9 protein-coding genes are annotated in these 14,846 nt (G+C 49.3%); 1 reads left to right on the forward strand and 8 read right to left on the reverse strand.

The window, feature by feature from the left end; all coding sequences use genetic code 11:
* Positions 1 to 14 precede the first annotated feature (14 nt).
* Positions 15 to 971 (reverse strand): CsiV family protein, encoded by a 957-nt coding sequence (locus ACO6V5_RS06905; RefSeq protein WP_422133757.1) that lies wholly within the window; start codon positions 969 to 971, stop codon positions 15 to 17.
* Entirely contained in the window at positions 968 to 4,411 is a 3,444-nt protein-coding gene (mfd, locus tag ACO6V5_RS06910; RefSeq protein WP_422412189.1) for a transcription-repair coupling factor, read from the reverse strand. Before mfd ends, ACO6V5_RS06905 begins: the two co-directional genes overlap by 4 nt.
* 327 nt (positions 4,412 to 4,738) lie before the next feature.
* Between mfd and ACO6V5_RS06915 the strand changes: the two genes are divergently transcribed.
* Positions 4,739 to 6,175 (forward strand): glyceraldehyde-3-phosphate dehydrogenase, encoded by a 1,437-nt coding sequence (locus ACO6V5_RS06915; protein WP_422412191.1) that lies wholly within the window; start codon positions 4,739 to 4,741, stop codon positions 6,173 to 6,175.
* A gap of 46 nt (positions 6,176 to 6,221) precedes the next feature.
* On the opposite strand, the gene ACO6V5_RS06920 is transcribed toward ACO6V5_RS06915, so the two are convergent.
* The 6 genes from ACO6V5_RS06920 to ACO6V5_RS06945 form a co-directional block, all read right to left on the reverse strand.
* Positions 6,222 to 7,730: a SpoVR family protein gene (locus tag ACO6V5_RS06920; RefSeq protein ID WP_422133754.1), complete on the reverse strand. Its 1,509-nt coding sequence runs from the start codon at positions 7,728 to 7,730 to the stop codon at positions 6,222 to 6,224.
* A 2-nt stretch (positions 7,731 to 7,732) separates the two neighbouring features.
* Positions 7,733 to 9,004: a YeaH/YhbH family protein gene (locus ACO6V5_RS06925; RefSeq protein ID WP_422133753.1), complete on the reverse strand. Its 1,272-nt coding sequence runs from the start codon at positions 9,002 to 9,004 to the stop codon at positions 7,733 to 7,735.
* Between the two features lie 17 nt (positions 9,005 to 9,021).
* Positions 9,022 to 10,944, reverse strand: a complete 1,923-nt coding sequence (locus tag ACO6V5_RS06930; protein ID WP_422133752.1) for a PrkA family serine protein kinase — start codon at positions 10,942 to 10,944, stop codon at positions 9,022 to 9,024.
* Positions 10,945 to 11,095: 151 nt separating this feature from the next.
* Positions 11,096 to 12,697 carry an ABC transporter ATP-binding protein gene (locus ACO6V5_RS06935; protein ID WP_422408886.1) on the reverse strand — a complete coding sequence of 534 codons (1,602 nt, stop codon included), beginning with the start codon at positions 12,695 to 12,697 and terminating at the stop codon, positions 11,096 to 11,098.
* A gap of 3 nt (positions 12,698 to 12,700) precedes the next feature.
* A complete protein-coding gene (locus ACO6V5_RS06940) occupies positions 12,701 to 13,753 on the reverse strand; it encodes an ABC transporter permease (protein WP_422408888.1) in 1,053 nt (350 codons plus the stop codon).
* A 1-nt stretch (position 13,754) separates the two neighbouring features.
* On the reverse strand, positions 13,755 to 14,843 hold the full coding sequence (locus ACO6V5_RS06945; protein WP_422133749.1) for a microcin C ABC transporter permease YejB: 1,089 nt from the start codon (positions 14,841 to 14,843) through the stop codon (positions 13,755 to 13,757).
* Positions 14,844 to 14,846 lie beyond the last annotated feature (3 nt).

The following is a 14,846-nucleotide window of genomic DNA, read 5'->3' on the forward strand; positions in this document are numbered from 1 at the left end:
GGTATTACTCCGAATCAGCTGCCTTCCTGATCGACAATTCCGGGTAGTATCCCTGGCTCCGGGCTTTTTTCCTGGTCAGCTTCCATTTCAGGTAGCAAAGGTTTATCCGGCTTTTTATAGGGCGTCAGTTTGAACAGAACACCGATGACCGGGCTGTCCAGGTACTGAACCTCATCACTGTTTTTGATTCTGCGACTTTCCTGCAAATGAAAATTACGGGAAATCTTCATGGGCTGACCGTCAGGTGCCCTGACCAGTTGCAGATTTTTATCCAGGGTTGGTTTCTTTTGAGACTCCGGGTGCGGCTGAACATTCTCCATGTTTTTTGCCAGTGCTTCCCATGCCAGTTCGCTGTACCAGAGATTAACTTTTACATGCAGATAACGACTGGAGCTGATCGTAACGGTACCTTCCAACATACTGGGTTTTTTACTTTGTGTGTTGTAGTTGCCTATCCTGATTGGCCTCGAACTTTTGCCTTCCCTGAGCGGCATCAGCCAGGCTTTTTGATCGAGAATCCGGTAGCCACCATTTTTGGACAGGGCACTGCTTTCACTTTGCAACAAGTGTGATGGGTAGGGCAGGGACACAAAGGCATCCCGCTCCAGATCTGTTGCAGGCTTTTTGTCAGGACGATCCAGAAAGTCAGTGAGATCAGAAGAGGTTCCTTTTGCGTCCGCCCCGGCGTTGTAGGATTTTAGTTTAATGGTGTCAGCGGGAAGAGGGTGAGCCGTAATATCAGGCCATTTCTCATTGTCACTGGCACTCTGCTCGTTCAAAAATACAATCATGTCGGCCTGGTACCACTGCGTATCCTCACTGGCAATGGCTGTCATGGAGATTGTGCTCAGAAGTAGGGTGCCGATCGCTTTTTGTTTCATAAAATCCCTGCTCAATCCTGAAACTCTCAGACCTTCAGTCTGGTGTGCAGCCGTTTGCCACTGCCGAGGTATATGGGGCCAGTCGATCATGGGGTCAGTCGATCCAGTAGTTGCTCAAGCAGCTTGAATCGTGCTTCGCCTTTTTCCATGGAGCCACTGTACTTCAACACGCTGCTACCTTCCAGTTTGTATAGGTGCGGCTCAGATTGAATCAGCTGAATGATCGCAATGGGGTCAATGTCCGGTTGACTATTAAATTCGATTCGGGCACTGCTGGCACCTGCATCAATTTTAATGATACCCATTTTCTCGGCTCTTAACCTGAGACGGGTCTGCCGAAAGAGGTTCTTGGTCTGTTCCGGCAACAGGCCGAATCGGTCAATCAGTTCAACCTGAAGGTTTTTCAGATCTTCGTCGTTTTTCGCTGCAGCAATTCGTTTATAGAGAATCAGTCGGTTATGAACATCATGAATATAGTCCTCCGGAAGCAGTGCGGGTAACCGCAGGTTCACATCGCTGCCTTGCTGTAAAGGTTTGTCCAGGTCCGGTGTTTCACCTTTTCGGATCGCTTCCACTGCTTTCTCAAGCATTTCGGTATAGAGTGTAAAGCCAACATTCTGAATCTGCCCACTCTGATCTTCACCCAGCAACTCACCCGCTCCCCGTATTTCCAGGTCATTGGATGCCAGCATAAAGCCAGCTCCCAGGTCCTGGGCTTCGGCAATGGCTTCCAGTCTTTTCAGAGCATCCCTGGTCATGGATTTTGGTGAAGGTGTCAAGAGATAAGCATAGGCTTGATGATGAGATCGACCGACCCGACCTCTCAACTGGTGCAATTGTGCCAAGCCAAACTTGTCCGATCGGTGGATGATAATGGTATTGGCATTCGGTATATCAATACCTGTCTCAATGATGGTAGTACAGACCAGGATATTATGTCGTTTGTGATAGAAGTCGGACATGACCTGCTCCAGCTCTCTTTCACGCATCTGACCGTGACCGACGGCAATACGTGCCTCAGGAATAAGCTCCCGCAAATCAGCAGCCGCTTTCTCGATACTGGAAACTTCGTTGTGCAGGTAATAGACCTGACCGCCGCGCAATAGCTCACGCAGAATGGCTTCTTTGACCAGTAATTGATCGTTTTGTCGAACAAAGGTTTTAACTGACAGCCGTCGTGCAGGTGGCGTGGCTATGATTGACAGGTCGCGAATACCCGACATTGCCATATTAAGTGTCCGTGGGATCGGGGTAGCCGTCAGAGTCAGAATATCAACTTCGGAACGCAGGGATTTCAGCATTTCCTTGTGCCTGACTCCGAAGCGGTGCTCCTCATCAATAATCAACAGGCCCAGATTTTTGAACTTGAAATCACCCTGAATCAGTTTGTGGGTACCAATAATGATATCCAGTTTGCCTTCTGCGACTTTCTCCCTGAGTCCTTGAATTTGCTTTGCCGATTTGAAACGTGAGGCTACGTCGATTTCAACGGGCCAGTCGGCAAAACGGTCACGAAAGCTTTCGTAATGCTGCTGAGCCAGCAGGGTGGTCGGGACCAGGATCGCTATCTGCTTGCCACTTTGGACTGCCAGAAAGGCTGCTCTCATAGCCACTTCTGTCTTGCCAAAACCGACATCACCACAGACCAGTCGGTCCATGGGTTTACCCTCAGACATGTCTTTTATGACATTGATAATTGCCTGCTGTTGGTCCGGTGTTTCCTCAAACGGAAAGCCGGCCGTGAATGCATGATACTGTTGATCCGGTGCCGAAAAGGCAAAGCCCTTTCTGGCTTCTCGTCGGGCGTAGATATCCAGTAGCTCCGCTGCAGCATCTCTGGCCTTCTCAGCCGCTTTGCGACGAGCCCTGGACCATTGTTCGCTGCCAAGACGGTGCAGAGGAGCAAGCTCATCATCCGTGCCGGTGTAACGGGCAATAAGATGCAGAGAAGCGACAGGAATGTAGAGTTTAGCTTCGCTGGCGTATTCCAGGGTCAGGAATTCGGTTTCCTGATCATCAACGGACAGGGTTTGAAGCCCACGATAGCGTCCTACGCCATGATCAATATGGACGACCGGAGCACCTTCTCTCAGCTCGGTCAGGTTACGGATGGTTTGATCGGTATCGGTCTGGGTATCGCCTTTTCGCCTGCGGCGCTGCATAACTCTCTGGCCCAGAAGCAGGGATTCCGGAATTAGGGCAATATTCAGATCTTTGAGAAAGAATCCTGATGCTAAAGTACCCAGGGTAATCCCCAGCGTCTCTTTTCTGCTCAGGAAGGTATCCCAGCTGTTGAATGTATCGGGGCGAATATCGGACTGGGCCAGCATTTCCAGCAGGACTTCCCTGCGACCCGCGCTCTCGGTCACCAGAAGAACCCTTGGTCCTGACTCGATCAGGTCTTCAAGAGGCTTTAAAGGGTGGTCGGCTCGGGCATTCAGGGTCAGCTCAGGTAATGACTGGTGATCAAGGTTGAAGCTGTCCGGGGCATCAACATGCTCAGCTGACAGGATAATACGCGGGTATTGTTTCAGAGCCCGGTTGATTTCTTCTGAAGGCATTAAAACCTTTGCGGGAGGCAGAAGCGGGTGGTGTTTATCGACTTTCCGGTTTTCGTAGCGATCCGTCAGATCCTGCCAGAAGTGTTCAATCGCTTCCTGCACGCCCTGATATTGAATGATCGTTGTGTCAGTGGACAAATGATCAAACAGCGTGGCTGTCTTTTCGAAAAACAGGGGCAGGTAGTATTCAATACCCGGGCTTGCCATTCCCTGTCCTATGTCCTGATACACGGGACACTCACGGTGATCCACATCAAACGCTTCTCTGAACAGACTGCGGAAGCGATCTCTGGAGGTCTTGTCCATTGGGAATTCATGACCTGGAAGCAGTTCTATATGATCAACCTGTTCTATGGAGCGCTGGCTTTCCGGATCAAAAATTCGCAGGGTATCGATTTCATCATCAAACAGGTCAATCCGGTAGGGGGTATCGGAACCCATGGGGAAGATATCCATGAGCGACCCCCGAATTGCGAACTCACCATGCTCGTAGACTGTTTCAACACAACGATAACCCGCCTGTTCCAGTTGTTGCCTTTTCTCGGCAAGTACAAAGGTTTCACCCCGCTTCAAAACCAGACAGTTGGATTCCAGATAATCCCGGGGACAGAGTCGGTGCAGCAGGGTGGAAACCGAGATGATCAGCAGGGTCTTTTCGCTGCGAGGCAGTCGATACAGGGTTTTCAGCCGCTGGGAAATGATGTCCTGATGGGGAGAAAAAGCATCGTAGGGCAGTATCTCCCAGTCGGGAAAGTGCAGAATCCGGGTGGACCGATCACCTTTTAGGAAGAAACTCAGTTCTTCTTCAAGGGCATTGGCCTGAGCGGAATCCGGGGTAATAACCAGAAGCGGCCTGCGGGTTGACCGGGCGGCACTGGCTATGGCGTATGAGCTTGTTGACTGGCTTAAATGACCCCAGAAGGTTTTATGCCCCGGAGTCTCTGGAAGCTGGAAAGAAGATGATTTCAAGTTGGCCTGCGACATGAAAGGTGGTTTGTTCTTTATACGCTAGACCCGCAATTGTAGCTGCTCGGGGCGCCAGATACCATGCACTGGCGCAGCAACAGTCTTTTATGTATCGAAAGAATGATTAAACGCAGTGTTAAAGTTTGTTGTACTTTGTTGCCAAGTGGAGGTGAACTCTGGATAATAGCCCCAGAGCCGAAAGGCCAAAAAACGCAGACCAATGTTGTTTGAAGTAATCTGTCGGTTGCTTTCGGGTAACAGTCTGCCAGAAGTAAACAGCCTTGAGCTGATTGACAGCCTTGAGTGCATAAAAATTACAGGATTGGAACCGTGGGAAAAGACCATTTTCAGGACTGGAGAGAACGTGAAGCCTTAGCCGAATCCATGATTCCATTGATCGGCCGCTTGTATCGCGAAAACAACGTTGTGACCTCAATCTATGGCCGCTCAATCATCAACCGTTCTGTGATTGACATCCTTAAATCTCACAAATACGTCCGCCAGGTAGAAGGTTCTGCCCTCTGTGTCCGTCAGACATTCCCTGTCATTGAATTGCTGAGCAAGCTGAACCTGGCTCCGGGCAGAATTGATATTGGCAAGCTGGCATCCGGCTACGAAAAAAGTGAAGGCAATCAGACCCTGGAAGCGTACGTTCACAGTCAGGTCTCCGGGCTGGTGGATGGCAAGAATGGCAATGACCATGATGATAAAGATGTTGTTCTTTACGGCTTTGGTCGTATTGGTCGCCTTATGGCTCGTATTCTTATTGAACGAGCGGGTGGTTCCGGTCTGAATCTGAGAGCGGTTGTTGTTCGCAAGGGCAACGCGGAAAACGACCTGCAAAAGCGTGCCAGTCTGCTGAGACGTGACTCGGTCCATGGTTCATTCAATGGCACCATCAGTGTGGATGAAGAGAACAACGTTATCTATGCCAACGGTGTGGCGATCCAGTTTATCTATGCCAACTCTCCGGATTCCATCGACTACACAAGCTACGGTATTAACAACGCTATCATCGTAGACAATACCGGTGTATGGCGTGACCAGGAAGGTCTGAGTCAACACCTTCAGTCTAACGGTGCTTCCAGGGTTCTGCTGACTGCCCCGGGCAAGGGCGATCTGAAAAATGTTGTGTTTGGTGTTAACCATGACATCATCAACGATGAAGATCAGATTATTTCTGCTGCATCCTGTACTACCAATGCGATCACACCCGTACTGAAAGCGATCTGCGACAAATTTGGTGTTGAGAATGGCCATGTGGAAACCGTTCACTCCTACACCAATGACCAGAACCTGATTGATAACTACCATAAAGGTTCCCGCCGTGGTCGCAGTGCTGCCCTGAACATGGTGATCACTGAAACCGGAGCTGCAAAGGCCGTCTCAAAGGCGCTGCCTCAGTTGCAGGGTAAGTTGACCGGTAATGCCATTCGGGTTCCGACTCCCAACGTATCCATGGCTATCCTGAACCTGAATCTGTCCAAAGACACTACCGTTGAAGAGCTTAACAGCTATCTCCGCGAGATGGCGCTGTTCTCTGATCTCAAGAAGCAGATCGATTACGTGACCTCTTTTGAAGCGGTATCCAGTGACTTTGTCGGTAACCGTAATGCGGGTATTGTTGACAGTCAGGCCACCATTGTTGATGGTAACCGCTGCGTACTCTACGTTTGGTATGACAACGAATTTGGTTACAGCTGCCAGGTCAATCGTATTCTGCAACACATGACCGGTAATCACCACAAGACCCTGCCTCTTCAATAACAGGCATTAGTCTATCGTCCTGAAAAAGCTCATCTGATGAGTTTTTTCAGGGGGTGCAGTGTATTTCCGAGGTACAGTAACTGTGCTGTACCACACCTTTAGCGTCCACGGAATTCAACCGTACGTCAAACCCCCATAGCAGGTGCAGGTGTTTGAGAATTTCCATAGCAGTTCCTGCGTGAAGGTTCTGACCTAGGTGCATGGAATGAATCAGGGTCAGCGAGCGGTCTCCTCTTACATCAACATCATAAACCTGGATATTAGGCTCCTGATTACCCAGATTGTATTGATTGGACAATGCCTCCCTGAGTGCTTTGTAACCTGACTCATCGTGTATGGCGCTGACTTCCAGGAAGGCTTTTTTGTGGTCGTCATCAATGCAAAATAACTTCATATCCCGCATCACTTTGGGTGAAAGGAACTGGAGTATAAAACTCTCGTCCTTGTATTGAACCATGGCGTGATGGATAGCTTTCAGCCAGTCACTGCCCGCCAGGTCAGGAAACCAGAGCCGGTCCTCTTCAGTAGGGTGCTCGCATATCCGGCGAATGTCCCGGTAGATATTAAAGCCCAGGGTATAAGGATTAATGCCGGAATAGCGTGGATCATCAAAATCCGGCTGAAACACGACATTACTGTGGGAATGCAGAAACTCGAGTATGTAGCCTTCGTTTATCAGACCTTCCCGGAAGAGCTGATGCATCAGTGTGTAATGCCAGAAGCTGGCCCAGCCTTCATTCATGACCTGGGTCTGTCGCTGAGGATAAAAATACTGGGCTATCTTACGGACAATTCGAATCAGTTCCCGCTGCCAGGTTTTTAACAGTGGGGCGTTTTTTTCAATAAAGTAGAGAATATTTTCTTCCGGCTCCGGAGGGAAACGTCTTCTCAATTTGGCAGGGTCTTCCTTTTTGGTCGGGACCGTACGCCAGAGGTCATTGATATTTCTCTGGATATATTCTTCTCTTTCCCGTGCCTGATTTTTTTCCATTTCTGCAGAAATAGCAGAAGGGCGCATATATCGATTGACCCCCTGGTTCATCAGCGCATGACAGGCATCAAGCATCTCTTCAACGGCATCCACACTGTATTTCTCTTCGCACTGATAAATGTAGTTCCTGGCAAACAATAAATAATCGACAATCGAGTCTGCATTGGTCCACTGGCGAAAGAGGTAGTTGCCTTTGAAAAAAGAGTTGTGACCATAACAGGCATGGGCAATCACCAGCGCCTGCATGGCCATGGAATTTTCTTCCATCAGGTAGGCAATGCAGGGGTTAGAGTTTATGACGATTTCATAGGCCAGGCCCATGTGGCCGCGCTGATAGTTTTGAAGGTTGGTGAGAAATTTTTTGCCAAAACTCCAGTGATGGTACATCAGGGGCATGCCTACTGAAGCGTAGGCATCAATCATCTGTTCCGAATTAATGACTTCGATCTGGTTCGGGTAAGTATCAAGCTTAAATTTTTCTGCCAGCTGACCAATGGCCCTGTCATAAGCATGAAGCAATTCGAAGGTCCATTCGGAACCGGTTGAAAGGTACTGGCGAGTCATGGCTATTCCACTTTCTTTTCGAAAAGACGTCGGAAGACCGGATAGATATTGCTCTGGTCACGAATCTGCTGCTGAGCAAACTGTTCACTGAAGTTTTTTTCGATGTCTTTGTAGGTATGCCAGAGGTTCTGATGCCGGTTGGCGATTTCTACGTAGGCGAAATACTGGACCAGAGGCAGAAGCTTCCGGGTAATGGCGTCATGACAGAGTGGGTTATCGCTGTCCCAGTTATCGCCATCTGAGGCCTGAGCAACATAAATATTCCATTTTGCCGATGGATAACGATCATCAATGATCTGCCTGGCTAGCACCAGTGCTGAAGAGACAATGGTACCTCCCGTTTCTCTGGCGTAAAAAAAATCCTGTTCGTTACATTCTCGTGCTTGGGAATGATGTCTTATAAAAACCACTTCAGTGGCTTCATAATTTCTTTCCAGAAACAGGTAAAGCAAAAGAAAAAACCGCTTGGCGATATCCTTGATCTCCCGGGTCATGGAACCCGAGACATCCATGATACAGATCATAACGGCTTTGCTGGAAGGTTGTGGCACCCTCACCAGATTGTTAAAGCGCAGATCAAAGTCGTCAATAAACGGCAACCGACGCAGCTTTTTGTTCAATTCAGTGATTTGATGGCGAAGCGCCTCTTCCTTCTCCCTGTCACGACCACCTGGTTGTACCTCAAGCTCCCTGAGTTGACGCTTCAACTCCCTGATCAATTTGCGTTCCTTGCCAAAAAGGGCAATTCTGCGGGCATTAGCGGCCCTGAGTGAACGCACGACATTCAACCGGTCAGGAGAGCCAAACAAGGTGAATCCGGCACGCCTGAGAGAGTATTCGGTGGTGTCCATCAGGTTTTTCCTGATCAGGTTGGGCAGCTTCAGATCTTCAAAGAGATACTGAAGAAATTCATCCCGGTTGATCTGGAAGACAAAGTCATCAATGCCCGAACCCTGATGACTGGCTTCGCCTTCACCTGCCCCCTGACCCTGACTACCCTCTGGGCGCTTGAACCTGTCACCTGAGTGGAACTCTTTGTTGCCGGGATGAACATGTTGTCTGCGACCATTATCGCCATGATGAAAGACCGGTTCTGATACATCCTTCCTGGGAATAGTGACATCCGTACCACGCTCCATATCGGTAATCGAGCGTTGGTTGATTTGCTTCTTTACAGACTCTTTGATGGTGTTTTTGTACCGTCGCAGAAAGCGTTGACGGTTAACGGTACTTTTTTTGCCGCTGTTCAGGCGTCGATCAATGATGATACTCATGACGGTCACTTGCCGGGCTACTGGGACTTTCTGACCCTGATGTACCATTCAGACAGCAGCCTGACCTGCTTTTCGGTGTAGCCATGTTGGACCATGCGGTCTACAAAGTCGGCATGTTTCTTCTGGTCGTCATGAGAAGCCTTGGCGTTGAAAGAGATGACCGGCAGCAGATCTTCGGTGTTGGAGAACATCTTTTTCTCAATCACGGCTCTCATCTTCTCATAACTGAGCCAGATAGGATTCTTGCCCTGCATGTCAGCTCTGGCCCTGAGCACAAAATTCACCACCTCGTTGCGAAAGTCTTTCGGGTTGGCTATGCCCGCTGGCTTCTCAATTTTTTCCAGCTCATCATTCAGTGCCTTACGGTCAAGAATCTGCCCGGTATCCGGGTCCCTGAACTCCTGATCCTGAATCCAGAAATCCGCGTAGGTAATGTAGCGATCAAATATGTTCTGGCCATACTCAGAATAGGACTCCAGATAAGCCGTCTGTATTTCCTTACCCAGAAACTCAACGTATCTTGGCGTCAGATACTCCTTGAGAAAGCCGATGTAACGCTCTTCCAACGCTTCAGGGAACTGTTGTTGTTCAATCTGCTGTTCAAGAACGTACAACAGGTGAACCGGGTTAGCTGCTATTTCGGTAGGGTCAAAATTAAAGACCTTTGAGAGAATCTTGAAAGCAAAACGGGTTGATAATCCTTCCATGCCTTCGTCAACGCCAGCGGCATCCTTGTATTCCTGTAGCGATTTGGCGTTGGGATCGGTGTCTTTGAGATTCTCGCCGTCATAAACCCGCATCTTCGAGTAAATGGAAGAATTCTCCGGATCAACAATTCGCGACAAAACGCTGAATTGAGCAAGCATCCGCAATGTGTCCGGGGCACAGGGGGCCTTGTTCAGAGAGCTGTGCTCAAGCAACTTCTGATAAATTTTTATCTCTTCACTCATACGGGTGCAGTAGGGCACTTTGATTATATTGACGCGATCAATAAAAGCTTCATTGGTTTTGTTGTTTCTGAATGCCTGCCACTCCGATTCGTTCGAGTGAGCAAGAATAATGCCTTCGTAAGGAATGGAGCCAAGACCTTCTGTGCTGTTGTAATTCCCTTCCTGGGTGGCTGTCAGTAAAGGGTGGAGTACCTTGATGGGCGCCTTGAACATTTCGACAAATTCCATAACGCCCTGGTTGGCTCTGCAGAGCGCCCCCGAGAAACTATAGGCATCCGGATCATCCTGGGAATACTCTTCCAGTTGTCGTATATCCACCTTGCCTACCAGACTGGAAATATCCTGATTGTTTTCATCGCCGGGTTCGGTTTTGGCAACGGCAATCTGCTTCAGTCGGTCAGGGTAGAGTTTGACGACTCTGAATCGGGTAATATCACCCTTGTATTCCTCAAGGCGCTTAACAGCCCATGGGGACATAATGTAGCGCAGACAGCGACCGGGTATACCGAATTCTTTCGCCAGCAGCTCTCCGTCCTGCTCCGGGTTGAAAAGACCCAGCGGTGATTCGAACACCGGTGACCCCTTGATGGCATAGAAGGGCACTTTTTCTATCAGTTCTTTCAGTTTTTCTGCCAGAGACGACTTACCACCGCCCACCGGGCCAAGCAGGTAGAGAATCTGCTTTTTCTCTTCCAGTCCCTGGGCGGCGTACTGGAAGTAAGAAACAATCTGTTCAATGGCTTCTTCCATACCAAAGAAGCCATCAAACGCCGGATATCGTTTGATCAGCTTATTGGAGAAAATTCTGCTGAGCCTCGGGTTTCTGGAAGTATCGATAAGCTCCGGCTCACCAATGGCCTCAAGAATACGCTCGGCGGCGCTGGCGTAGGTTCCGGGTTCATTCTTGCACAGTTCCAGGAAAGCCTGAAGGCTCATCTCTTCTTCCTGGGTCAGGTCATATCTTTGCTGGTAATGTTCAAACAGGGACATGCTGCTTACTCCGACGGGATTCGTCTGCAGGTGAAGTGAAGATAGTTGAAAAGCCAGTGATGACAATGAATCAGGGAGTGAAGTATTTCATCTTCTTCATAAAAGAACGATGAAATACTCTCAGAATGCAGACTGTTTTTCCTGTCAGGAATCAGCGCCGCTGATGACTTTCGAAGGCGGCTTCAAGCAGCTCGCGAGTGTATCCTGTTTGCGGATGGTGAAAGATCTGTTCAGTTGATCCCTGCTCAATAATCTCACCGTCTTTCATCACCAGAATCCTGTGGCTCATAGCTTTCACTACAGCAAGGTCATGGCTGATAAAAATATAGCTCAGGTTGTATTTTTTCTGCAGGTCTCTCAACAGCTCAATCACCTGAGACTGGACAGTCCTGTCCAGCGCCGAAGTGGGCTCATCAAGAATAATCAGCCCGGGTTTCAGAACCAGGGCCCTGGCTATGGCAATACGCTGTCTCTGTCCGCCAGAAAACTCATGGGGATAACGGTGCCGCCATTGAGGGTTAAGACCGACTTCTGTCATGGCTTTTATGATCAGATCGTCCCGTTCACTGTTGCTGGCCAGCTGGTGGATATCGAGTCCTTCGCCAATGATATCGGCTATGGTCATTCTCGGACTCAGACTGCCATAGGGGTCCTGAAAAACAACCTGCATCTGTCGTCGGTATGGACGACACTGTTTCTGGTTCAGGAGGTGGAGGGCTTCACCTTCAAAGTAGATCTGACCCTGACTTTCCTGCAACTTCAGCAGGGCCATGCCCAATGTGGTTTTTCCAGAACCGGATTCACCGACAATACCCAGTGTTTCACCTTTTGCAACTGAGATGGAAAGATCGGTGACGGCTTTGATATGGTCAACCGTTCTTCGAAAGAATCCGGCTTTGACTGGAAACCAGACCCTGATGTCCTGTCCTTCGATAACCTTATGTTGCTCATCAGAGACAGGAGCAGGAGCCCCTGAAGGCTCAGCATTGAGCAGCTCTCTCGTATAAGGATGTTTTGGCTGATTAAAAACCGCTTCTGTGGCACCGGTTTCCACCAGTTCTCCATCTTTCATGACGCAAATTCGATGGGAAACATGATGGATCAGGTTGAGGTCATGGCTGATAAATAAAATAGCCATACCCATTTTCTGCTGCAACTCTGCCAACAGTGTCAGGATTTGCCTCTGGACGGTGACATCCAGTGCCGTGGTGGGCTCATCAGCGATAAGGACCTTTGGCTCGCAGGCCAGTGCCATGGCAATCATGGCTCTCTGGCGCTGGCCACCGGACAATTCGTGAGGATAGGCTGAAAGCTTTTTGGCGGGCTCCTGAATGCCCACCAGTTCAAGCAGCTCCAAAGCCCGCTGACTGGCAGATTGAGGGCGCATTCCCAGATGCAGACTGAGAACTTCGCAGATCTGCTTCTCTATGGTATGCAGTGGATTGAGAGCGGTCATGGGCTCCTGGAAAATCATACCAATCTGATGACCCCGAACGCCTCGCATTTCTCTTTCTGACAGAGCCAACAGGTTTTTGCCAGCAAACACTATCTCGCCCTGGTGACTGGCATTTTCAGGAAGCAGTTGCAGTATGCTCAGAGCTGTAATGGATTTACCTGAGCCGGACTCACCCACCAGACCCAGCGTCTCTCCGGGAAACAGTTCAAAACTGACGTTTTTTACCGCATCGCTGCTGCCACCGCTCTGATTGAAGCGGACTTTCAGGTCTTTGATTTGGAGCAGGGAACTTGTCATCGCTTAGTGACCTGTAACGTATTTGCGTGGATCCAGAGCGTCGCGGGTGGCTTCCCCGATAAACACCAGCAGGGTCAGCATCACTGACATTACCATGAAGGCTGTAATGCCCAGCCATGGCGCTTGAAGATTGTTCTTACCCTGGGCGATCAGCTCACCCAGTGAAGGTGATCCGGCTGGCAGACCAAAACCCAGGAAGTCCAGAGAAGTCAGGGTGGTGATGGCTCCGGTCAGAATAAAGGGCATAAAGGTGACTGTTGCAATCATGGCGTTGGGCAGAATGTGACGAAACATCAATCGGCTATCGGTCATCCCCAGGGCTCTGGCTGCACGGACATATTCAAGGTTTCGACCACGCAGAAATTCAGCACGGACGACATCCACCAGTGCCATCCATGAAAACAGCAGCATAATCCCCAGCAGCCACCAGAAACCGGGCTCGACAAAACTGGAAAGAATGATCAGCAGATACAGACTGGGCATACCTGACCAGACTTCAATAAATCGTTGTCCTATAAGATCAGTTCGTCCGCCGTAAAATCCCTGTATGGCGCCGACGGCAACCCCTATGACAGAGCTGAACAGCGTCAGAATCAGACCAAAAAGTACGGATATTCTGAAACCATAAATAACCCTTGCCAATACATCTCTGCCCTGGTCATCGGTGCCCAGAATATTGTCAAACGTGGGAGGTGCCGGAGCAACTCGGGCATAGTTGATAGTATCGTAGCTGTAATGAATCGGTGGCCACAACATCCATCCATGGGGTTCAATCAACTCTTTTGCGTAGTCCTGGCGGTAATCCATTTCCAGTTCAAACTCGCCACCAAAGGTTGTCTCAGGGTAGATATGTAAAATGGGGGTATAGATTTCACCCTTGAAATAAACCAGAAGGGGCTTGTCGTTGGCGATAAATTCGGCAAATAACGTAGTGAAAAACAGGAAACCGAAAATCCAGAGTGAGTAATAGCCCCGCCGATTACTTTTGAAACTTTGCCAGCGTCGCCGGTTGAGCGGGCTTATACGGGAAGGCTTTATGCTTTGAGACGATGCCATATTAGTCCCTCGCCTCGAAGTCAATTCTTGGGTCGACCAGCATGTAGGTCAGATCTCCCAGCAGTTTTACCACCATGCCTATGAGAGTGAAGATAAAGAGAGATCCGAAGACCACAGGGTAATCGCGATTAATGGCGGCTTCGTAGCCGAGCAGGCCCAGTCCATCCAGTGAAAAAATAATTTCAATCAGCAATGAGCTGGTGAACAGTATGCCAATCAGGGCCGCAGGAAATCCGGATATCACCAGCAGCATGGCGTTTCTGAAAACATGTCCGTACAGCACCTGGTTATCATCCAGACCCTTGGCGCGGGCTGTCTGCACATACTGGCGATGAATTTCATCGAGAAAAGAGTTTTTGGTCAGCATCGTTAATGTTGCAAAACCACCAATAACAATGCAAAAAACCGGGAGAACCATATGCCAGGCGTAGTCTGCCAGTTTGCCGATCAGACTGAGCTGATCAAAGTTTTCCGAAGTTAACCCACGCAGTGGGAAGAAGTTCCAGTAACTGCCACCGGCAAACAGAACAATAAGCAGGATGGCCAGCAGAAAGCTGGGAATGGCATAGCCTGTGGTAATAACAGCGCTGGTCCAGACATCGAAGTGGCTACCGTGCTTTATTGCTTTTCGAATGCCCATGGGAATGGAGATCAGATAGATCAGCAGTGTGCTCCATAAACCCAGAGAGATTGAGACAGGTAACTTTTCCTTGATGAGGTCAATGACTTTCGCATCCCTGAAAAAGGAGTCGCCAAACTCAAATTGAGCGTAGTTGACAACCATTTGTAAAAAGCGCTCGTAGGCGGGTTTGTCAAAACCGTAAAGCTTTTCGATGTCTTTGATGAGTTCCGGGTCCAGTCCCCGCCGTCCCCGATACTCACCGGATTCGTCCACACTCAATTGTTGAATCTCGGCACTGCTGGAGCCTCCGATGCGACTGGTGGCATTGATTTCAAAACCTTCCAGTTTGGCAATCATTTGCTCAACAGGGCCACCCGGTGCAGCCTGAATGATGACAAAGTTCAGAAGCAGGATGCCAAACAGTGTCGGAATCATTAACGCCAGACGGCGTAGAATATAGCTTTTCATAAT

Source organism: Endozoicomonas sp. ALD068 (genome assembly GCF_049310145.1).
In the GTDB taxonomy this organism is placed as follows: Bacteria; Pseudomonadota; Gammaproteobacteria; order Pseudomonadales; family Endozoicomonadaceae; genus Endozoicomonas_A.

Excerpts from the sequence above, each read along its gene's own strand:
- ACO6V5_RS06905 (WP_422133757.1), bottom strand. The coding sequence starts at position 971 with ATGATCGACTGGCCCCATATACCTCGGCAGTGGCAAACGGCTGCACAC.
- ACO6V5_RS06920 (WP_422133754.1), bottom strand. The coding sequence starts at position 7,730 with ATGACTCGCCAGTACCTTTCAACCGGTTCCGAATGGACCTTCGAATTG.
- ACO6V5_RS06945 (WP_422133749.1), bottom strand. The coding sequence starts at position 14,843 with ATGAAAAGCTATATTCTACGCCGTCTGGCGTTAATGATTCCGACACTG.
- ACO6V5_RS06940 (WP_422408888.1), bottom strand. The coding sequence starts at position 13,753 with ATGGCATCGTCTCAAAGCATAAAGCCTTCCCGTATAAGCCCGCTCAAC.
- ACO6V5_RS06935 (WP_422408886.1), bottom strand. The coding sequence starts at position 12,697 with ATGACAAGTTCCCTGCTCCAAATCAAAGACCTGAAAGTCCGCTTCAAT.
- ACO6V5_RS06925 (WP_422133753.1), bottom strand. The coding sequence starts at position 9,004 with ATGAGTATCATCATTGATCGACGCCTGAACAGCGGCAAAAAAAGTACC.
- ACO6V5_RS06930 (WP_422133752.1), bottom strand. The coding sequence starts at position 10,944 with ATGTCCCTGTTTGAACATTACCAGCAAAGATATGACCTGACCCAGGAA.